Source organism: Pseudomonas sp. Irchel s3b2, from assembly GCF_900187445.1.
GTDB lineage: Bacteria > Pseudomonadota > Gammaproteobacteria > Pseudomonadales > Pseudomonadaceae > Aquipseudomonas.
In genome coordinates, this window is record NZ_FYEB01000003.1 from 218,285 (window position 1) to 237,730 (window position 19,446).

General features: G+C 60.2%; 17 protein-coding genes, 1 pseudogene and 1 riboswitch. Of the genes and pseudogenes, 12 read left to right on the forward strand and 6 right to left on the reverse strand.

The window, feature by feature from the left end:
* Positions 1-30 precede the first annotated feature (30 nt).
* The 4 genes from msbA to hldE all read left to right on the forward strand — a co-directional run bounded on the left by msbA (position 31) and on the right by hldE (position 5,653).
* Entirely contained in the window at positions 31-1,821 is a 1,791-nt protein-coding gene (gene msbA / locus CKW20_RS10520) for a lipid A export permease/ATP-binding protein MsbA (protein ID WP_095052857.1), read from the forward strand.
* Positions 1,821-2,717: a GNAT family N-acetyltransferase gene (locus tag CKW20_RS10525; protein ID WP_095053016.1), complete on the forward strand. Its 897-nt coding sequence runs from the start codon at positions 1,821-1,823 to the stop codon at positions 2,715-2,717. The genes msbA and CKW20_RS10525 overlap by 1 nt, the downstream gene beginning before the upstream one ends.
* A 16-nt stretch (positions 2,718-2,733) precedes the next feature.
* Positions 2,734-4,155, forward strand: a complete 1,422-nt coding sequence (locus CKW20_RS10530; protein WP_095052858.1) for a PIG-L deacetylase family protein — start codon at positions 2,734-2,736, stop codon at positions 4,153-4,155.
* A 76-nt stretch (positions 4,156-4,231) separates the two neighbouring features.
* The gene (gene hldE, locus CKW20_RS10535) at positions 4,232-5,653 is read left to right on the forward strand and encodes a bifunctional D-glycero-beta-D-manno-heptose-7-phosphate kinase/D-glycero-beta-D-manno-heptose 1-phosphate adenylyltransferase HldE (RefSeq protein WP_030130457.1); all 1,422 of its coding nucleotides are present in this window, start codon (positions 4,232-4,234) and stop codon (positions 5,651-5,653) included.
* 117 nt (positions 5,654-5,770) lie between these two features.
* Here hldE and CKW20_RS10540 read toward each other — a convergent pair whose 3' ends face one another.
* The 4 genes from CKW20_RS10540 to CKW20_RS10555 all read right to left on the reverse strand — a co-directional run bounded on the left by CKW20_RS10540 (position 5,771) and on the right by CKW20_RS10555 (position 9,223).
* Complete coding sequence (locus CKW20_RS10540) at positions 5,771-6,736, reverse strand: metal ABC transporter ATPase (protein ID WP_095052859.1); 966 nt, start codon at positions 6,734-6,736, stop codon at positions 5,771-5,773.
* Positions 6,737-6,768: 32 nt separating this feature from the next.
* Positions 6,769-7,581 carry an aldo/keto reductase gene (locus tag CKW20_RS10545; protein WP_095052860.1) on the reverse strand — a complete coding sequence of 271 codons (813 nt, stop codon included), beginning with the start codon at positions 7,579-7,581 and terminating at the stop codon, positions 6,769-6,771.
* Entirely contained in the window at positions 7,578-8,753 is a 1,176-nt protein-coding gene (locus CKW20_RS10550) for an FAD-binding oxidoreductase (RefSeq protein ID WP_095052861.1), read from the reverse strand. Before CKW20_RS10550 ends, CKW20_RS10545 begins: the two co-directional genes overlap by 4 nt.
* A 137-nt stretch (positions 8,754-8,890) precedes the next feature.
* Complete coding sequence (locus CKW20_RS10555) at positions 8,891-9,223, reverse strand: multidrug efflux SMR transporter (RefSeq protein ID WP_008004867.1); 333 nt, start codon at positions 9,221-9,223, stop codon at positions 8,891-8,893.
* 103 nt (positions 9,224-9,326) lie between these two features.
* Here CKW20_RS10555 and CKW20_RS10560 point away from each other — a divergent pair, with 103 nt between their 5' ends.
* Entirely contained in the window at positions 9,327-10,217 is an 891-nt protein-coding gene (locus tag CKW20_RS10560; protein ID WP_095052862.1) for a LysR family transcriptional regulator, read from the forward strand.
* A 22-nt stretch (positions 10,218-10,239) separates the two neighbouring features.
* Positions 10,240-11,517 carry a lipid IV(A) 3-deoxy-D-manno-octulosonic acid transferase gene (waaA, locus tag CKW20_RS10565; RefSeq protein ID WP_095052863.1) on the forward strand — a complete coding sequence of 426 codons (1,278 nt, stop codon included), beginning with the start codon at positions 10,240-10,242 and terminating at the stop codon, positions 11,515-11,517.
* 80 nt (positions 11,518-11,597) lie between these two features.
* Here waaA and CKW20_RS10570 read toward each other — a convergent pair whose 3' ends face one another.
* Entirely contained in the window at positions 11,598-13,031 is a 1,434-nt protein-coding gene (locus tag CKW20_RS10570) for a TolC family outer membrane protein (RefSeq protein ID WP_095052864.1), read from the reverse strand.
* 192 nt (positions 13,032-13,223) lie between these two features.
* Positions 13,224-13,329: riboswitch (TPP riboswitch) on the forward strand.
* A gap of 165 nt (positions 13,330-13,494) precedes the next feature.
* On the opposite strand from CKW20_RS10570, the gene thiC reads away from it, so the two are divergent.
* A complete protein-coding gene (gene thiC / locus CKW20_RS10575) occupies positions 13,495-15,384 on the forward strand; it encodes a phosphomethylpyrimidine synthase ThiC (RefSeq protein ID WP_095052865.1) in 1,890 nt (629 codons plus the stop codon).
* Positions 15,385-15,547: 163 nt separating this feature from the next.
* Positions 15,548-15,694 (forward strand): annotated as a pseudogene (locus CKW20_RS10580) (putative hydroxymethylpyrimidine transporter CytX); the annotation flags it as partial.
* Here CKW20_RS10580 and CKW20_RS10585 read toward each other — a convergent pair.
* Entirely contained in the window at positions 15,663-16,409 is a 747-nt protein-coding gene (locus CKW20_RS10585; protein WP_095052866.1) for an RsiV family protein, read from the reverse strand. The pseudogene CKW20_RS10580 and the gene CKW20_RS10585 sit on opposite strands and share 32 nt — an antisense overlap.
* Before the next feature lie 229 nt (positions 16,410-16,638).
* Between CKW20_RS10585 and CKW20_RS10590 the strand changes: the two genes are divergently transcribed.
* The 4 genes from CKW20_RS10590 (at position 16,639) to CKW20_RS10610 (ending at position 19,412) form a co-directional block, all read left to right on the forward strand.
* Positions 16,639-17,256, forward strand: a complete 618-nt coding sequence (locus CKW20_RS10590; RefSeq protein WP_052965984.1) for an NUDIX domain-containing protein — start codon at positions 16,639-16,641, stop codon at positions 17,254-17,256.
* Positions 17,247-17,699 (forward strand): DUF1249 domain-containing protein, encoded by a 453-nt coding sequence (locus CKW20_RS10595; protein WP_008004854.1) that lies wholly within the window; start codon positions 17,247-17,249, stop codon positions 17,697-17,699. Before CKW20_RS10590 ends, CKW20_RS10595 begins: the two co-directional genes overlap by 10 nt.
* 98 nt (positions 17,700-17,797) lie before the next feature.
* A complete protein-coding gene (cpdA, locus tag CKW20_RS10605; protein WP_095052868.1) occupies positions 17,798-18,613 on the forward strand; it encodes a 3',5'-cyclic-AMP phosphodiesterase in 816 nt (271 codons plus the stop codon).
* A gap of 190 nt (positions 18,614-18,803) precedes the next feature.
* Positions 18,804-19,412, forward strand: coding sequence for a YqiA/YcfP family alpha/beta fold hydrolase (locus CKW20_RS10610; RefSeq protein WP_095052869.1), 609 nt, complete (start codon positions 18,804-18,806; stop codon positions 19,410-19,412).
* Positions 19,413-19,446: the final 34 nt, after the last annotated feature.

The window sequence follows — 19,446 nt, forward strand, 5'->3', positions numbered from 1 at the left end:
CTGTCTTTTCAAACGTACGAGGCGTGCCGAATGGCCAATTCCGACCAGCAATCAAGCATGAAGATTTACCTGCGGTTGCTGAAATACGTGCTTCCGTACTGGGGTGCTTTCGCCGTCAGTATTGTCGGTTTCGTGCTATTTGCATCTAGCCAGCCGATGCTGGCGGACATGCTCAAGCATTTTCTCGACGCCTTGCAAAAACCCAATGACACCAAGTTTATGGGTGTCTCGCTGGTACTCGGCGTACCGTTATTGATTGTGCTGATTGCCGTCTACCAGGGTATCGGCTCATTTCTGGGCAATTATTACCTGGCCAAGGTTGCCCGTGGCGTGGTTCATGACTTGCGTTGCGCCTTGTTCGACAACCTGTTGACCCTGCCTAACCGCTACTTCGACAACCACAATTCCGGTCACCTGATTTCCCGTATTACCTATAACGTGACCATGGTCACCGGTGCCGCCACCGATGCGATCAAGGTGGTGATCCGCGAAGGCCTGACAGTGGTGTTCCTGTTCGGTTACCTGCTCTATAGCAACTGGAAAATGACCCTGGTATTGCTGGCGATCCTGCCGGTCATCGCGATTCTGGTGAGTAGCGCCAGCAAGAAATTTCGCAAGCAAAGCAAGAAAATTCAGGTGGCGATGGGTGATGTGACCCATGTGGCTTCGGAGACGATCCAGGGCTATCGCGTGGTTCGCAGCTTTGGCGGTGAGACCTACGAAATCGATCGGTTCCACAAGGCCAGCGCCGACAACATGAACCGCAGCCTGGGCATGACCCGCACCCAGTCGATCTACACCCCGATGCTGCAACTGGTGATTTACGTCGGCATGGCTGTGTTGATGTATCTGGTGCTTTACCTTCGCGGCGATGCCTCTGCTGGCGAACTGGTTGCCTACATCACCGCCGCTGGTTTGTTACCCAAGCCGATTCGTCAGTTGTCGGAAGTCAGCGCCACGATCCAGAAAGGGCTGGCCGGTGCGGAGAGCATCTTCGAGCAGCTCGACGAAGCTCCGGAAGTCGATACTGGCACCAAGGAGATGGTGCGCGTCAGCGGTCGCCTGGAAGTGCGTAACCTGAGCTTCCAGTACCCGGGCACCGAGAAAGTCGTGCTCAATGATATTTCCTTTACCGCCGAAGAGGGCCAGATGGTGGCTCTGGTGGGGCGTTCAGGCAGCGGCAAGTCGACCTTGGCCAACCTGATTCCGCGTTTCTATCACCACGACAAGGGCCAGATCCTGCTCGACGGTCTGGATGTCGAGGAATACAAGCTGACCAACCTGCGTCGACACATTGCCCTGGTGACCCAACAGGTCACCCTGTTCAACGACAGCGTCTCGAATAACATCGCCTACGGCGACCTCGCCGGCGCACCGTTCGAAGACGTGCGCAAGGCTGCCGAAGATGCCTACGCCGCCGAGTTCATCGAGCAAATGCCTCAAGGCTATGACACCCTGGTGGGCGAAAATGGCGTGCTGCTTTCCGGCGGTCAGCGCCAGCGTCTGGCGATTGCCCGGGCACTGCTCAAGAATGCGCCATTGCTGATCCTCGATGAGGCCACCTCGGCCCTCGACACCGAATCCGAGCGCCACATTCAAGGGGCTCTGGAACAAGTCATGAAGGGCCGTACCACGCTGGTGATCGCTCACCGCTTGTCGACCATCGAGAAGGCTGACCTGATCCTGTTGATGGACCAGGGCCGCATCGTCGAACGCGGCTCCCACGCCGAGTTGTTGGCGTTGAACGGTCTCTACGCGCGCCTGCACGAGAAGGATTTCGTCGAAAGCACCGACGAGGCGATGACGGAGTCCCACGTTTGATTTTGAGTTACTGGCGAACCTGGCGAGAAAGCGGTTGGACTCCCATTGATGCCACGGCTTATGCCCAGGCCTGGCAACAGTTTGGCGGCAGCGTAGCGACTCACCCCGAAGTCGTTGAACGTCTGGCAGGGCTGGTAGGCATTCCGGTGCGTTATCTGGGCTGGTTCGTCGATGGTGAGTTATGCGCCGCGATGCCGACCTGGGGCCGTCATGTGGCCTTGTCCAAGGAAGTGCTCAAGCGTGAAGGTAAACGTGGCTTGCTCGATCTCGGCAATGCCGAGGTCATCCTGCCGGTTGCCGAAGATACCCAGGTTCGTGTGCGGCATCGCGCGCGTTATGTGTCCGAACTCAATGCCCCAAACATCACCGGCCTCGCTGAGCAGCCCGAAGGCCTGGCGCTGGCTCGTGAACCCGAGGACTACAGCAAAAAGTTTCGCTACAACCAGCGTCGTGATCAGCGTTTGCTGGAAGAGGCGGGTGGCATCATCCGACCGATGCTGGAGCTGAGCGCCAGCGAACAGGCGACCATCTATGCTGACCTGTTCCAGCGCCGCTGGAACTTTGAAGCACCGGGCAAGGCGCGTCTTTCTGAAGTGTTCAGCCTGTTGCGTGAGTTCATGACCGGGTCCTTGATCTACCTGAACGACGAGCCGGTGGCGATCCAGATTCTGTACCGGGTCGAGGCGCCCAAGTGGGTCAGCCTGGAATACATTAACGGCGGTGTCGACCCGCAGAATCGCGAGTTCAGCCCCGGCAGTGTACTCAGTTATGTCAACACCCAAGCCGCGTGGGAGCAAGCCCGAGCCGTAGGCAAGCCGCTGCGTTACTCGTTCGGTCGCGCCGATCGCGAATACAAGGATCGCTGGTGTCACCGGGTTCCGGTCTATCAGGTTTGAGCGAGGACAGGCAGTCATGAGCGCACGCAAGCAACAATTGCTGAAACGCCATCGCCAACGCAAACGTGTGGTGCTGATCGGTGCATTGTTGGCGGCATTACTATTTGGCATTTTTGTCGCATGGTGGCCGCTGCCGCTGTTCCTGCTGCTGGGCTGGATCGCCCATGAAGCCTGGTTCGCCGATCATCTGTTCTATGCCCCGGGCGACGATTATCGCTATGAATTCCCGGCGGGTACGCCGCAGTTTCCCGCCACCCTGGTCAATGGTGTCTTGCGGGTGACGGGTGACGTTGGCATGGCGCAAACCCTGGTTTTGCAGGTGCGAGTCAAGAGCCACTGGCTGGGTCGCTTTCTTGATCCCCAGGTGTGGATCGGTGACGACCGTCAGGATCTGGAGCGCGGAGTTGCGGGGGAGCGTTTTCTCAATCTGTCCGGGCAAGGTTCGGCGCTGGCAGCCGGAACCCTGACGTTACGTGGACGCTTTTGCAGCCTGGCGCCACAGGCGACTTTGCATGCCCTGAGTCATCCGGATTTTGGCCAGCAGCGTCTGCTGATCATCGCCCCCCATGCCGATGATGCCGAACTGGCGGCTTTCGGTCTCTATAACCGGGCGTCCGAGGTGGCTATCGTCACGTTGACCCAAGGTGAGATCGAGGCCGAAAACTACCGCGATCTGGGCCTCGACAACGCTCAGGCTGCCCGACTCAAGGGGCGTCTGCGCAGTTGGGACAGTCTGGCAGTGCCGCTGTGGGGTGGGGTGCCACAACAACAGTGTGTGCAATTGGGCTACTACTGCTTGCAACTGAATGCGATGGCGCAGCAGCCGGAGCAAAGCTTCGGTTCCCGGGAGTCGGGGGAGAGCGATATACGCGAGGTGCGTCGGCACAATGCCCTGAGCCTGCCGGGTGACGTCGATGGTCAGCCCCATTGGCGCAACCTGGTCGCCGATCTGGCGCGTCTGCTTGAGCATCACCGGCCCGACGCGGTGCTGACACCCCACCCTGAACTGGATCCCCACAGCGATCATGTCGCCAGCACTCGCGCCTTGATGGAGGCGATCGAACTCAGTGCCTGGCGCCCGCGTACCCTGCTGCTCTATGCCAATCACCTGCACGACAACGACCGCTGGCCGATGGGCCCGGCGGGTTATGGCATTGCCCTGCCGCCGACCATCGAGCCGTTGCCGGCCGATGGGCTATGGAGCCCGTTGCTGGATGCGCCAACCCGCATGGACAAAGCCATGGCCTTGGGCATGCAGCACGACTTGCAGGGCCGCCCACCGCTCAAAAGACGTCTGCGCCGGGTGATTCAGCGGTTGTTGGCCGGGCGTCGCTGGCCCCGCACCGGTGAAGACGAGTTTTTCCGCAAAGCAGTGCGCCGACACGAACTTTTCTGGGTGCGTCCGCTGGATGGCCCTCCACAGGATGATCGCCGTTGAGCCTCTTTGCTCGCGTGCGGCCGTACTCTTTCGCTATGTTATTATCCGCGACGCTTTTATTGCCCCTGGAGTTTCCATGAAGTTATCCATGCCACGATTCGATCAGGCCCCTGTCCTGGTGGTCGGTGATGTCATGCTCGACCGTTACTGGCATGGTGGTACCTCACGGATTTCCCCTGAGGCACCGGTACCGGTAGTCAAAGTCGAGCAAATCGAGGACCGCCCGGGCGGTGCCGCCAACGTTGCCCTGAACATTGCCGCGCTGGGTGCGCCGGCCTCGCTGGTCGGCGTGACTGGCGACGACGAGGCTGCCGACAGTCTGGTCAATAGCCTCAAGGGTGCTGGCGTACGGGCATTGTTCCAGCGCATCGCGCATCAGCCGACCATCGTCAAGCTGCGGGTGATGAGCCGCCACCAGCAATTGCTGCGTATCGACTTCGAAGAACCTTTCTCTACCGACGCGCTGGCGCTGGGCGAGCAAGTCGACGAATTGCTCGAAGGCATCAAGGTGCTGGTGCTGTCCGACTACGGCAAAGGCGCGCTGAAGAACCATCAGGTGCTGATCCAGGCCGCCCGTGCCCGTGGCATTCCGGTGTTGGCCGATCCCAAGGGCAAAGATTTCTCGATTTACCGCGGCGCGAGCCTGATCACCCCGAACCTCAGCGAGTTCGAAACCATTGTCGGTGGTTGCGCCGACGAACACGAACTGGTGAGCAAAGGCGCGCAGTTGATGCACGACCTGGATCTCGGCGCCTTGCTGGTGACCCGTGGCGAACACGGCATGACCTTGCTGCGCCCGGATCATCCGGCGTTGCACCTGCCGGCCCGTGCCCGTGAAGTGTTCGACGTGACCGGCGCCGGTGACACAGTGATTTCTACCCTGGCGGCGGCAATTGCCGCTGGCGAAGAGCTGCCGCATGCGGTGGCCCTGGCCAACCTGGCGGCGGGCATCGTGGTCGGCAAGCTCGGTACGGCGGCTATCAGCGCGCCGGAACTGCGTCGTGCTATCCAGCGTGAAGAAGGTTCCGAACGTGGTGTGTTGGGGCTGGAGCAGCTGCTGCTGGCAGTCGACGACGCACGCGCGCACAACGAGAAGATTGTGTTCACCAATGGCTGCTTCGACATCCTGCACGCCGGCCACGTGACCTATCTTGAACAGGCACGTGCCCAGGGTGATCGTCTGATCGTGGCGGTCAACGACGATGCGTCGGTGAGCCGCTTGAAAGGGCCGGGTCGGCCGATCAACAGCGTCGACCGTCGTATGGCGGTACTGGCAGGTCTGGGCGCCGTGGACTGGGTAATCAGCTTCGCTGAAGGTACCCCGGAAAACCTTCTGCGCGAGGTCAAGCCAGATGTGTTGGTCAAGGGCGGCGATTACGGGATCGATCAAGTGGTCGGCGCAGACATCGTCACTGCATACGGCGGGACGGTGAAAGTGCTGGGGCTGGTGGAAAACAGCTCGACCACGGCGATTGTCGAGAAGATCCGCAATCACTGATTGTGGCGAGTGCAATCCTTGTAGGAGCGAGCTTGCTCGCGAAATCGGTATGTCAGGCGACATCAATGTTGACTGTACCGCCGCCTTCGCGGGCAAGCCCGCTCCTACAGCATTGTTCTATCGTGCAGCCTTGCGCGGCACGATTCTTTTCAGCAGTTGCTTTGCTTTTCCGTGCAAGCGGGCTAAACCGGAATCCTTCCCCGGCGGGCTCAAACCCTGTTGCCGCACCCAGTCCTTCCAGCGAATCCGCTCATCCTTCACCAGCCACCCTTCCTGTCGGGCAAAACTCTCAGCCAGATACAACCCGCGGGTACTCGCCGGGTACAGCTGATCCTTTTTCAAGGTATACAGTTCGGCTGTGGGCAGACCGTCCTGCAATGGCATCAGATACAAGTCAGGACGTTTGCGGTCGAGCCGGGCCACCAGTTGATCGCCCTCCAGCCGTTCGTCGACATGAAACAGGCTCAGGGATTTGGCTTCCTTGGGCACGTCCAGGCGCAAGTCGTAGATCAATTGCAGCGACGCTGTCGGCAAATGCACGTAGGCCTGTGGGCGTTCGATCAACGGCATATGGGCGCAGCGCACCGGCCGCGCCGAGCCGGACAACGGCGTCAGGCGAAACGGCAGGGCTTCGCGGTAATGCAAAGCGGATGAGTAGGGCGCTGGCAGCCAGGTGTCGTTGAAACGCCCGCTGAGCCAGCCTTCCGGCGTTTCCAGCAGGCACTCTTCGGCAATTTCCTGAGTCGCCGTGTGCAACGGCAGGTTCAGTTCATGGGCCGGCACGTAACCCGAGATCAGCTTGAGCACCACATCGCCGCGGTCCTGCCGACGCTGACGCACCAACACCCAGTAATCGCGATTCTGCCAATGCAGGGTCAGACGCACCGAAACCCCGAGGTTCGCCAGCTCCAGAGCAAACCGCTCGCTGTCGGGCACCGTCACCGGGCGGCGACGTTGCAGGGTCTGGGAGAAATTCAGCGGCATTCCGACGCTCTGATAACTCAGGCCTTCGGGGGTTGCTTCGACGAATAACGGCAGGGTCTTGAAGTTGCTCGGGTTCTTTCTGATCAGCGTACGCGGCATGTCGGCTCCTGCTTAAGGCCGCGTGGGCGGCATCAGTTGCTACGAAGGACTTGGGCAACGGTCGCGACGTTGTGGGCGAGGTGCAGCGGATTGATGGTCCCGACAATAGCACTGGCCACGCCCGGGTGTTCAAACAACAATTCGAAGCTGGCGCGTACCGGGTCCACGCCCGGGCTCAGGCACACATGGCCGCTGGCCAAGGCTTTTTTGACCAGGATCGCTTTGCCGTGAGCAGCAGCATAGTCAATGACTGGCTTCTCGTTCTGTTCGTTCAGATTGTAGGTGACCATCGCGCAATCACCTTGTTCCAGAGCCTTCAAGCCGCCCTCGACGGTTTTTCCGGAAAAGCCGAAACCGCGAATCTTGCCTTCACGCTTGAGCTCGGCAAGGGTCGCATAGACCTCGCTGTCATTGAGGATTTCCAGATCGTTGCCATCGGAGTGCACCAACACCAGGTCGATAACATCCGTTTCCAGCCGTTGCAGGCTGCGCTCCACCGACAGGCGAGTATGGGCGGCGCTGAAATCGTGGTGCGACTGGCCGTCGACAAACTCTTCGCCAACCTTGCTGACGATCACCCAGTCCTGACGCTGACCACGCAGCAACGGGCCAAGACGCTCTTCGCTGCGGCCATAGGCCGGCGCGGTATCGATCAGATTGATGCCCAGATCCCGTGCGAGTTTGAGCAGCATGCGCGCTTCATCATCGCCGGGGATCTGGAAGCCGTTGGGGTATTTCACCCCTTGATCACGGCCAAGTTTCACCGTGCCCAGGCCCAGGGGCGAAACCAGCAGGCCGGTGCTGCCCAAAGGGCGATGCAAATCGTGCAGGGTCGGCTGGCTCATGGCAGCAGTTGCTCCCAGGCAGGGACGCCCATCGATGGTTTCGGCAGCTCCGGCAGCGGTGTCGGGTGACTCGGCTGGATGCCGTCACGTTGCAATGAGGCGATGACGCGGTCAGCGAAGTCCGGCGCCAGCGCCAGTTTGGTCGGCCAACCCACCAGCAGACGATTCTGCTCGGCGAGGAACGCGTTGTCCGGACGGGTCAGCCCCGATTGCAGCGGCTCGGCGCGGTCGACCCGCAAGGTCGCCCATTGCGCGTTGCTCAGGTCGATCCACGGCAGCAGTTGGCTAAGTTCTTTTTGCGCGGTGGCGATTTGCGCCGCCGGATCGCGAGCCACGCCTTCGGCTTCGGCGATGTCGCCACCCAGGTACCAGACCCATTGGCCATCGGCAGCCGGGTGAGTGGTCACGGTCATGCGTGGCTTTGGCCCGCCGCCCAGGCAATGGGCATACAGCGGTTTGAGGCCCGGGCCTTTGACCATGATCATGTGCACGGGGCGGCGCTGCATGGCTGGTTGGCTCAGGCCGAGCGCAGTGAGCAGGTCGGCGGTGCCGGCACCGGCGCTGAGGACGATGCGCTGGGCGCGGATCTCGCGTTCGTCGACTTTCAATCCGACCAGTTCGCCGTTTTCCAGCAGCGGTTCGATGTGCTGACCGGCCAGTAGACCGTCACCGGCCAGATCGGCCAGGCGCTGGATCACGCTCGGCACGTCGACCACCAGTTCCGCCAGACGATAGACCTTGCCCTTGAAACGCTTGTCTTGCAGGGCTGGCGGCAGTTGCTCGCCCTTGACCTGATCGACCCGCCCGCGCACGGCTTTGCTGGCGAAGAAACTGGTGAGGTTGCCGGCGAGGGTTCCGGGGGACCATAGGTAGTGAGCATCAGACAACACGCGTACGCCCGACAGGTCCAGCTCGCCGTCGCCGGCCAGCGCTTCACGCCAGCGGCGCGGCATGTCGGCAATGGCTTCCGAGGCACCGGTCAGGGCGCCGTGCAACGCGTACTTGGCGCCGCCGTGGATGATGCCCTGGGACTTCAGGCTTTGCCCGCCACCGAGGCTGGCGCTTTCCACCAACACGGTCGAAAAACCCTGGCGGCGCAGGCGCGCATTCAGCCAGAGGCCGGCGACACCAGCGCCGACAATCAGTACGTCGGTGGAAATAACGGATGGCATGCAGCGACCTCAGTGTTCAAGACGAGGGCGCAGTATATACAAGGGAGGCGGGTTTGATGTTTGTAGGAGCTGGCTTGCCAGCGAAAGCGGTGTGCCAGATATGGCCATTTCGCTGGCAAGACAGCTCCTACAGGTCGTCAGTGCCCCGCAGTTTTCGAGAACAGCTGAATAACCACAACCCCCAGCACAATCAGCGCCATCCCCAGCATCGCCGGCACATCCAGCTTCTGCCCGTAGATAAACAGCGCCGCGACGCTGACCATCACGATCCCCATGCCGGCCCACACCGCGTAGGCCACGCCCACCGGAACGCTGCGTACCACCAGGGTCAGCATCCAGAACGCAATGCCGTAACCGACGATGACCAGCAGCAGCGGCAATGGCGTGCTGAAACCCTTGACCGCTTTCATCGAAACTGTGGCGATCACTTCGGCGCAGATAGCAATGGCCAGGTAGTAGTAAGCGGTCATGGGTCAATCCTCGTGTGAAGTGTTGCTCTCTGAGGTCGGCATTCTAGAGATTCGCCAGATGCGGTAAAGTCATTACCTATCTGTTCTAAAGATGGGTTGAGCCATGAACATGCAATGGAATCTGGAACAGCTGCGCTTGTTTGTCAGCGTCGCGGAACAGCGTTCGTTTTCCGCGGTAGCGCGGGATCAGCGCAAGGCGCAATCGGCGGTCAGCAGTTCGATCGCGCTGCTGGAAGAGGACTTGGGCGTCAGCCTGTTCGATCGCAGCAGTGGTCGTCAGCCGAAACTCACCGAAGCCGGCACCGCCCTGCTTGAAGAGGCACGGGAAGTGCTGCGCCAATGCGAGCGCCTCAACGGCCGCGCTTTGGCGATGATGCGTGGCCAGGAAGCGAGTCTGCGGGTGGCTCAGGACGAGGCTATGCCCTATCAAGCGGTGGTTGAAAGCTTCGAGGCCCTGGCGGAAAAGTTTCCCAGTCTCGAGGTGCAACTGACCAGCGCCGCCCAGGGCGATGTGGCGCGCAAACTGGTGGAGCGTCGGGCCGATCTGGGCTTGTTGTTCTATCACGAACAGATTCCCGAAGCCCTTGAGCGGCGGGTGCTGGGCAGTGTCGAAATGGTCACGGTGTGCGGCGTGGGGCATCCATTGGCAATGCAGGCGCAGATCGATTGCCAGCAAATGGCGCAGCATCGACAGTTGCTGATGTCCACGCAGTCCAGCGTCTATCCCGGCAACGAGCCGGCCAGCCCGCAGGTCTGGCGCGCCGACAGTTTCTACGTGATGGCTGAATGGGTGATGCGCGGTCTTGGCTGGGCCTGGCTGCCGCGACATGTGGTGCAGTATCCGGCGTATCAGAATCAGATGGTCGAGTTGATCAGCGAATGGACTCCGCCGGCATTGATTGTCGAACTGGTCTGGCGCCGCGACGAGCCCCTCGGCCCGGCGGCTCGTTGGCTGGCTGAACGTTTTGCCGTGCACTTGCAGGCGATCGGCTAAAAAACCGATAAACTCCGCCGCCATGAATAGAACTCTCTATACCGCGCTGTTTTACCTGGGGCTGCCATTGGTAGCGATTCGGCTTTGGCTGCGGGCGCGCAAGGCGCCGGCATACGCCAAACGCATTGGCGAACGTTTCTCCCTGGCGTTGCCGACCATGAAGCCAGACGGTATCTGGGTGCACGCGGTGTCGGTGGGCGAAAGCATCGCCGCGGCGCCGATGATTCGTGCCTTGCTGCAACGGTATCCGACGCTGCCGATCACCGTCACCTGCATGACCCCGACCGGGTCCGAGCGCATCCAGGCATTGTTCGCCAACGAGCCGCGCATCCAGCACTGCTATTTGCCTTATGACTTGCCCTGCGCCGCGGCGCGATTCCTTGATCGGGCCCGGCCGAAACTGGCGGTAATCATGGAAACCGAGCTCTGGCCCAACCATATCCACCAATGTGCCAAACGTGGGATTCCCGTGGCGCTGGCCAATGCGCGACTGTCTGAACGCTCGGCCAAAGGCTATGGCCGCTTCCATAAACTGACCCGGCCGATGCTCGCCGAGATGAGCCTGTTCGCGGTGCAGACCGAAGCCGAGGCGCAGCGCTTCCGGGATTTGGGCGCACGCCCGGAAACCGTCGAAGTGACCGGTTCGATCAAGTTCGATTTGACCATCGACCCGCAACTGCTGCAGCGTGCCGGCGAATTGCGTACGCAGTGGCAGGCGCAGGATCGCCCGGTGTGGATCGCCGCGAGCACGCATGAAGGTGAAGACGATGTGGTGCTGGCTGCCCATCGTCGGCTGCTGGCCAATCATCCCGATGCCTTGCTGATTTTGGTGCCACGTCATCCGGAGCGTTTCAACCCGGTGTTCGAGTTGTGCCGGCAGCAGGGTTTCGCCACGGTACGGCGTTCGTCGGGCGAGCCGGTTACCGCAAGCACTTCGGTGCTGCTGGGCGACACCATGGGCGAGTTGCTGTTTCTCTATGCCTTGGCCGACAGCGCTTTCGTCGGCGGCAGCCTGGTGCCCAATGGCGGTCATAACCTGCTGGAGCCGGCGGCCCTGGCCAAACCGGTGCTCAGCGGCCCGCACCTGTTCAACTTCCTCGAAATCGCCGCGCAGTTGCGCAGTGCCGGGGCGTTGGCCGAGGTCGATGACGCCGAAGGTCTGGCGCTGGCGGTGCAGCGGCTGTTCGAATTGCCGAGCGATGCGCAGCGGATGGCAGAGGCGGGGCTGAAAGTGATGCGCACCAACCAGGGCGCGTTGCAGCGCTTGCTGGATGGGTTGGGCAAGTTGATTAAGCCCTGACCTTGTAGGAGCCAGGCTTGCCGGCGAAGGCGTCTTTAAAATCGCTTTCGCCGGCAAGCCTGGCTCCTACAGGTCTTGTGTCAAGGCCGAGCTTTGAGTTGTTCAGCCGCAGCCTTGGCCAGATCCGGTGGCAGGAAATCCTTGTCCGGGTTGTAGTCGGCTTTGAGATAACGCGTCAGGTCCTGCAAATCCCCCGGGTTCAAGGTGCCGGCGGCCTGCTTCAAGCGCAGGTTGTCGAGGATGTAGTCGTAGCGGGTGTTGTTGTAGTTGCGCACCGAAGTGTACAGCTGACGCTGGGCATCGAGCACGTCGACGATGTTGCGCGTCCCCACCTGATAACCGATTTCGGTCGCTTCCACCGCGCTCTGATTGGAGATGATCGACTGTCGGCGTGCCTGCACTTGTTCGACGTCGGTGTTCACGGCACGGTGCAGATTGCGGGTGTTTTCCACCACCTGACGACGCAGCGCTTCGCGTTGTTGTTCAGTCTGATCCAGCCGTGAGTAAGACTCGCGTACCTGGGAGCTGGTCAACCCGCCGCTGTAGATCGGGATGCTCAATTGCAGGCCGACAGTGCGCTGCTCGACATCACCGCCGTAACGCACGCCGTTCGGGTTCGGGTTGGTAAAGCCGAGGGCGTCGTTGTCACCTTTCTGGTATTGCGCGACCGCATCCAGGGTGGGCGCATGTCCGGCCTTGCGCTGCTTGAGAGTCTCCTCGGCGGCGCTCACTGCGTAGTTGCTGGCCAGCAAATTCAGGTTTTGTTTGGCGGCGGTATCGACCCAGGCTTTGGCGTCGTTCGGTGCCGGCGGCAGGATCGGCAAGGTATGCACGATGCCCTGAATCGAGTTGTACTGACGGTTGGTCAGGGTGATCAGCGCTTCGAACGCGTCATCTACCTGACGCTGAGCGAGAATCCGGTTGGCCCGCGCGGTGTCGTAACTGGCTTGGGATTGCAGCACGTCGGTCTTGTCCGACAGGCCGACATCGAAGCGCTCGTTGGACTGGTCGAGTTGACGCTTGAACGCCGCTTCTTCGGCCTTGGTCGAGGCCAGGGTGTCCTGGCTGCGCAGTACATTGAAGTAGCTTTCGGCACTTTGCAGAATCAGGTTCTGTTCGGTGGCCGAGAGTTGCAAGGCTGCCTGTTCGTTGACATCCTTGGCGGCCTGCAACTGGAACCAGCGATCGGCGCGGAAAATCGGCTGCGCGAGGGTTGCCTGGTACACCGTGCCACTGCGGGTTGAGGTCAGCGATGGCTGATCGAGCTCGGTGCGGGTGTTGTTCAGGTCGGCACCGGCGGACAGGTTGGGCAACAGCCCGGCGCGGGCCTGGGGCACGACTTCCTTCTGGGCGCCATATTGGGCGCGGGCGGCAGCGATGTCGGCGTTGTTGTCCACTGCTTCCTGATAGACGCTGACCAGGTCGGTATTGGTCGATAAGGGCGCTTCTGCTGCCCAGGCCATTCCATTGGACGCACAAGACACGGCAAGGGCCAGTGAGAGTTTGCGCAGCATGAGGCCATCCCTAAAAATTACGCTGATAATTTGAGCGCCAAGGCTACGGCGCGGCGCCCTGCAGCGTCAAGGCGCAGCACGGCGTAGCGAGTGTAGTTGCACGCTCGTACGACAACAATCCTGTAATTGCGCCATTCATCATGGTGTTTGCTGCGGAGTTGGCGTTCTTTGCCGGTTGTGTCTAGACTGGCCGGGTTCTTGTCGGGGTGCCTTGCTATGAGGCTGAGATCGAATAATTTCGGATCCCGTTGAACCTGATCAGGTTAGCGCCTGCGTAGGGAACAAGATTTCTCGTCACCCGGCGAGTCCTCTTGTGCTTCGTCCGGGATGTTGTTCGACAATCGAACACCCCTCGAGCATCGAGCACAGCACAGCTGGTTTTCCAGCACCCGTGCGTCCATTCGTTGACAGGTTCGCTCCGACAAAAAATCCACTGCCTGGATGTGTGTCTGGAGAGCCCGTGATGACTACAAAATCAAAAATCGAAACCAATCTGAGTGACTCGGCCAAGGTCGATCAGCAATCGGTTCAGCCGTTTACCCGCTCGCAAAAAATCTATGTCCAGGGCACACGCCCGGACATCCTCGTGCCGATGCGCGAAATCAGCCTGGACGTGACCCCGACCGACTTCGGCGGTGAAATCAACGCGCCGGTGGTGGTGTATGACACCTCGGGCCCGTACACAGACCCCAGCGTCATCATCGACGTGCGCAAAGGCCTCGCCGATGTGCGTTCACCGTGGATCGAATCCCGTGGCGACACCGAGCGTCTGCCGGGTCTGAGCTCCAATTTCGGTCAGGAACGCCTGGCCGATGCGGAGCTGACCAAGCTGCGTTTTGCTCACGTGAACAACCCGCGCCGCGCCAAGACCGGGGCCAACGTCAGCCAGATGCACTACGCCCGCAAAGGCATCATCACCGCCGAGATGGAATACGTCGCCATCCGCGAAAACATGAAGCTCGAAGTGGCCCGTGCCGCTGGCTTGCTGGATCAGCAACACGCCGGCTACAGCTTCGGCGCTAGCGTGCCGAAAATCATCACGCCGGAATTTGTCCGTGAAGAGATCGCCCGCGGTCGCGCGATCATTCCGGCCAACATCAACCACACCGAACTGGAACCGATGATCATCGGCCGTAACTTCCTGGTGAAGATCAACGGCAACATCGGCAACAGCGCTTTGGGTTCGTCCATCGAAGAAGAAGTGGCGAAACTGACCTGGGGCATTCGCTGGGGTTCGGACACGGTCATGGACTTGTCCACCGGCAAGCACATTCACGAAACCCGCGAATGGATCATCCGCAACTCGCCGGTGCCGATCGGTACCGTGCCGATCTACCAGGCCCTGGAAAAAGTCGGCGGCGCCGCTGAAGACCTGACCTGGGAACTGTTCCGCGACACGCTGATCGAGCAGGCCGAGCAGGGCGTCGACTACTTCACCATCCATGCTGGCGTGCTGCTGCGCTACGTGCCGCTGACCGCCAAACGCGTGACCGGTATTGTTTCCCGTGGCGGTTCGATCATGGCCAAGTGGTGCCTGGCGCACCACAAGGAAAACTTCCTCTACACCCATTTCGAAGGCATCTGCGAAATCATGAAGGCCTACGACGTCAGCTTCTCGCTGGGCGATGGCCTGCGTCCGGGCTCGATTGCCGACGCCAACGACGCCGCACAATTCGGTGAGCTGGAAACCCTCGGCGAGCTGACCAAGATCGCCTGGAAGCACGATGTGCAATGCATGATCGAAGGCCCGGGCCACGTGCCGATGCAGTTGATCAAAGAGAACATGGACAAGCAACTCGAGTGCTGCGACGAGGCGCCGTTCTACACCCTCGGCCCGCTGACCACCGACATCGCCCCAGGCTACGACCACATCACCTCCGGTATCGGTGCGGCGATGATCGGCTGGTTCGGTTGCGCCATGCTGTGCTACGTGACGCCGAAGGAACACTTGGGCCTGCCGAACAAGGATGACGTGAAGACCGGGATCATCACCTACAAGATCGCGGCTCACGCTGCCGACCTTGCCAAGGGGCATCCAGGCGCGCAAATTCGCGACAATGCCTTGAGCAAGGCGCGTTTCGAATTCCGTTGGGAAGACCAGTTCAACCTGGGCCTGGACCCGGACACCGCGCGCTCGTACCACGATGAAACCCTGCCGAAGGATTCGGCCAAGGTCGCGCACTTCTGCTCCATGTGCGGGCCGAAATTCTGCTCGATGAAAATCACCCAGGAAGTCCGTGAATACGCGGCCAACCAGCGGATTGAAACTGTCGATGCCGAAGTCGCCCAGGGATTGGCGGAACAGGCCGAGCGGTTCAAACAGGAAGGCAGTCAGTTGTACAAGAAAGTTTGATCTGACCTGAAAAAGGGTGGGGCCTGAAAGGGCCCCATCGCGAGCAGGCTCGCTCCCACATTGGATCTGTGTCGTTCACAAATCCCCTGTGGGAGCGAGCCTGCTCGCGATAGCGATCAAAAAAACATCAAATGCCCCTCTGAGATAACACCCTTGAGCATTCTGGTTGGGCGGGGTGAGCACCTATCATGTGCTGGCCAATCTCTATCCGGACATCGGCGCAACCCTGCAGTCGTTGCTACTGGCAGGGCTGCTGCAACTGTTGCTCGGTCGAGCCTTCAGCTACGGCCGGGAAACAGCTCGGGCTTGAGAATACCGTTCAGGCGCGGGTAGGGGATCTTCAGTTCGACGTGGCCCAATGCATAAGGCGCGATAGTGCTCACTTCGTACTTGAGGATCACCCCGCCGTAGGTCAGCGCCACATTCTGGGTTTTCACAAAGGGCCAGCTCTTCACGAACTCCGGTTCCTGATCGAGCTTGGTGCTGATCAGCCAGCTGTTGTGCGCTACTTGGGCGGCTTTCCAGAACGCCTCTTCCTGGCCCGGGATCAACATGTCCGAGAGGGTCAGCACTTTATGCTGTTGACGTGAATAGTTGATGAAACCGCGGCCCGGCGTGCCATGGGCACCGCCGGTGTCCAGGTAGCTGGATAATTCAACGATCACCAAGCCGTCATGCTGCTCACGTACCTTGGCTTGCAGATAGCTGCTGTAACGCGGGCCGGCACTGCTCAAAAATTGCTCGCGATACGCCGCCAGCGTCGGCGCTACAGGGGCGTCGGGCGAGGTGCGGGTCATTTGCAGCAGGCGTTTTTCGATGATGCCATCCAGCGCAGGCTCGTCCGGGAAACGCAGCGTATCGATGTTTACCAGCGGGCAATCAGGATTGGCACAGCCTGGTTTCAGCTGTTCGGAGGCGTCGCGGGTGGTTTCCAGCGGCGCCCGGTAATTGGGCTGAAACAAACTCTGGCAAGCGCCCAGGATCAGGGCGATGGCGGCCACGGAGGCGATTTTAAAAAGCGACATGGGCGTCCTTCATAAAACAGGGAAAGGCGAAAAGTTACCCGCTTCGACTCTTAACGAAGCAGTCAGTTCGCCACTAAGCTAATTAGAGTTGGTTTCGCCCTCACCGTCTATCCCGCTGACTGGAAAGGGGCTGCATCAAACATCGCGGGCGCGTTAGGATGGCGCGAAGTCGAGGTTGCAAGTAACAAAAAGGAACCTCGTAACGGATTTGCAGTAAACGAGGATTGTCATGACTGATTTTGCCAACGCCATTCCGACCGCCGTTGATATCGTTCGGCGCGAAAAGTGCTACGAGGGTTTCTACAAGCTCGACCGCGTGCACTTGCGCCACGAATTGTTCGCCGGTGGCATGAGTCGCGAGATCAATCGTGAACTGTTCGTGCGCCATGATGCGGTGTGCGTGCTGCCTTACGATCCACAGCGCGACGAAGTGGTGCTGATCGAGCAGTTTCGCGTCGGCGCCATGGGCAAGACCGACAACCCGTGGCTGATCGAACTGGTCGCCGGTCTGATCGACAAGGATGAAGTACCGGAAGAAGTTGCTCACCGCGAAGCGCAGGAGGAAGCTGGGCTTGTATTCGGGGCACTCTGGCCGATCACCAAATATTTTCCATCGCCGGGTGGCAGTAACGAATTTGTGCATTTGTATCTGGGGCGTTGCGACAGTACCGGGGTTGGCGGCCTGCATGGGCTGGAGGAAGAGGCAGAAGATATCCGCGTCACGGTCTGGGCCTTCGAAGATGCCCTGCAAGCCGTACGCGACGGACGTATTGCCAACGCGCCAAGCATCATTGCCTTGCAATGGCTGGCTTTGAACCGCGTTGAAGTGAGGGGGCTATGGTCGTAAACAAGCTGCGCGATCGCTACCGGATCGACCTCGTAGGGCTGCAAGCCTCCTGCGAGGCCAACTACGCGCGCCTGATGCGACTGCTACCGGATATGCGCAACGAGCCACAGGCACGGCGCATTGCCGTGACCCACGGCGACCAGATGCTTGGTGTGCTGGCCCTCGAAGTGCTGCAGGTCTGTCCGTATACCACGACGCTGCAAGTACGCCAGGAACACAGCCTGCCGTGGCTGCCGGTTCCTCAACTTGAAGTTCAGGTCTATCACGACGCGTGCATGGCCGAAGTGGTCAGCGCCGAACATGCAAGACGCTTCCGGGGCATCTATCCTTACCCGAACGCCGCGATGCATCAGCCGGATGAAAAGGCTCAGCTCAATCTGTTCCTGGGGGAATGGCTGAGTCACTGTCTGGCATGTGGGCACGAGTACGCAGTCGTTCGGTAGTTGTGAACTGCGTCCGGTTCACAGGTTTCCTCTTTTGATCGTCCCCCAGCATAATTGCGGCCCTTAACCATCCCGTGATCACGCCCTGGGAGAACGCCTTGCCGAGCGTATCCACATTGACCACCGCCGATCCGGCGTTGCTGGTGCAACTCTCTGACAGCCATCTGTTTGCCGAGGCGGACGGGACGTTGCTGGGCATGAATACCCGCGACAGCCTGCAACAAGTCATTGAGCTGGTATTGAAGCAGCAGCCGCAGATCGATCTGATGATTGCCAGTGGCGATCTTTCACAGGACGGGACGCTGGAGTCGTATCAGCTGTTTCGCGACCTGACGCGGCAGATCGATGCGCCGGCACGCTGGATTCCCGGTAATCATGACGAGCCGCAGATCATGGCCAAGGCGGCAGTGCAGAGTGCATTGCTGGAACCAGTGGTGGATATTGCTAACTGGCGAATTACGTTGCTCGATTCTGCGGTGCCAGGTTCGGTGCCGGGGTATTTGCAGGATGAGCAATTGCAATTGCTGGCCCGCTCGTTGAGCGAGGCGCCGCAGCGGCATCATCTGGTGTGTTTCCATCATCATCCGGTGTCGATCGGCTGTGCGTGGATGGAGCCGATCGGGTTGCGCAATCCAGAGGCATTGTTCGCGGTGCTGGATCGCTTTCCACAAGTGCGTGCGGTGTTGTGGGGGCATGTGCATCAGGAAGTTGACCAGGTGCGCAACGGTGTACGTCTGATCGCATCGCCCTCGACCTGCATTCAGTTCGAGCCGGGCAGTGACGATTTCAAGGTGAACGAGCAGGCGCCGGGGTATCGGTGGTTGCGGCTGTTGCCGGATGGTCAGCTGGAAACAGGTGTTGAGCGCATCACCGGTTTCGATTTCCAGGTCGATTACGGTTCCAACGGCTACTGACGCACCCTCTGTAGGAGCTGGCTTGCCAGCGAAGAGGCCGTCACATTCAACAGTGATGTTGTTAGACAGTTCGCTTTCGCTGGCAAGCCAGCTCCTACAGGGACCGTGTGCATTTCCGTGCGTGATGGCACCCAACCTCCCTCGACTCCCTGTAAACTGCGGCTCTTTACCTGACGCACAGGGAGCTCAAATGCCTGGTTCGATCCTTTATATCCACGGTTTCAACAGCGCGCCGGCGTCGAAAAAGGCCTGTCAGTTGATCAATGTGATGGAACGGCTGGGCTTGAGTGATCAGTTGCGTGTGCCAGCCTTGCATCACCATCCTCGCGAGGCCATCGGTCAACTGGAGCAGGCGATTGTGGAGCTTGGGCGGCCATTGCTGGTCGGCAGCTCACTCGGCGGCTACTATGCGACTCACTTGGCCGAGCGCCATGGCTTGAAAGCCCTGTTGATCAACCCAGCCGTCAGCCCGCACCGGATGTTCGACGGGTATCTTGGGACGCAGAAAAACCTGTATACCAATGAGACTTGGGAAATGACCCACGACCACGTGACGGCCCTGGCCGAGCTGGAAGTGCCGGCGCCCCAGGATCCGCAGCGGTTTCAAGTGTGGTTGCAGACCGGCGACGAAACGCTGGATTATCGCCTCGCCCAGCAGTATTACCGGGCCTGTGCCTTGCGCATCCAGGCGGGCGGCGACCATAGTTTCCAGGGTTTTGCCGAGCGATTGCCGGCAATGCTGAGTTTCGCCGGCATCGGCGCAGATTTGTATCAGGCGATTGATTTCACAGCACTGTGATTTGTCGCCTCTTTTTCATTGAACTCTCTTTTTC

Excerpts from the sequence above, each read along its gene's own strand:
- CKW20_RS10550 (WP_095052861.1), bottom strand. The coding sequence starts at position 8,753 with ATGCCATCCGTTATTTCCACCGACGTACTGATTGTCGGCGCTGGTGTC.
- CKW20_RS10560 (WP_095052862.1), top strand. The coding sequence starts at position 9,327 with ATGAACATGCAATGGAATCTGGAACAGCTGCGCTTGTTTGTCAGCGTC.
- CKW20_RS10540 (WP_095052859.1), bottom strand. The coding sequence starts at position 6,736 with ATGCCGCGTACGCTGATCAGAAAGAACCCGAGCAACTTCAAGACCCTG.
- CKW20_RS10595 (WP_008004854.1), top strand. The coding sequence starts at position 17,247 with ATGGTCGTAAACAAGCTGCGCGATCGCTACCGGATCGACCTCGTAGGG.
- hldE (WP_030130457.1), top strand. The coding sequence starts at position 4,232 with ATGAAGTTATCCATGCCACGATTCGATCAGGCCCCTGTCCTGGTGGTC.
- waaA (WP_095052863.1), top strand. The coding sequence starts at position 10,240 with ATGAATAGAACTCTCTATACCGCGCTGTTTTACCTGGGGCTGCCATTG.
- CKW20_RS10545 (WP_095052860.1), bottom strand. The coding sequence starts at position 7,581 with ATGAGCCAGCCGACCCTGCACGATTTGCATCGCCCTTTGGGCAGCACC.
- CKW20_RS10590 (WP_052965984.1), top strand. The coding sequence starts at position 16,639 with ATGACTGATTTTGCCAACGCCATTCCGACCGCCGTTGATATCGTTCGG.
- thiC (WP_095052865.1), top strand. The coding sequence starts at position 13,495 with ATGACTACAAAATCAAAAATCGAAACCAATCTGAGTGACTCGGCCAAG.
- CKW20_RS10570 (WP_095052864.1), bottom strand. The coding sequence starts at position 13,031 with ATGCTGCGCAAACTCTCACTGGCCCTTGCCGTGTCTTGTGCGTCCAAT.
- msbA (WP_095052857.1), top strand. The coding sequence starts at position 31 with ATGGCCAATTCCGACCAGCAATCAAGCATGAAGATTTACCTGCGGTTG.
- CKW20_RS10585 (WP_095052866.1), bottom strand. The coding sequence starts at position 16,409 with ATGTCGCTTTTTAAAATCGCCTCCGTGGCCGCCATCGCCCTGATCCTG.
- CKW20_RS10610 (WP_095052869.1), top strand. The coding sequence starts at position 18,804 with ATGCCTGGTTCGATCCTTTATATCCACGGTTTCAACAGCGCGCCGGCG.
- CKW20_RS10555 (WP_008004867.1), bottom strand. The coding sequence starts at position 9,223 with ATGACCGCTTACTACTACCTGGCCATTGCTATCTGCGCCGAAGTGATC.
- CKW20_RS10530 (WP_095052858.1), top strand. The coding sequence starts at position 2,734 with ATGAGCGCACGCAAGCAACAATTGCTGAAACGCCATCGCCAACGCAAA.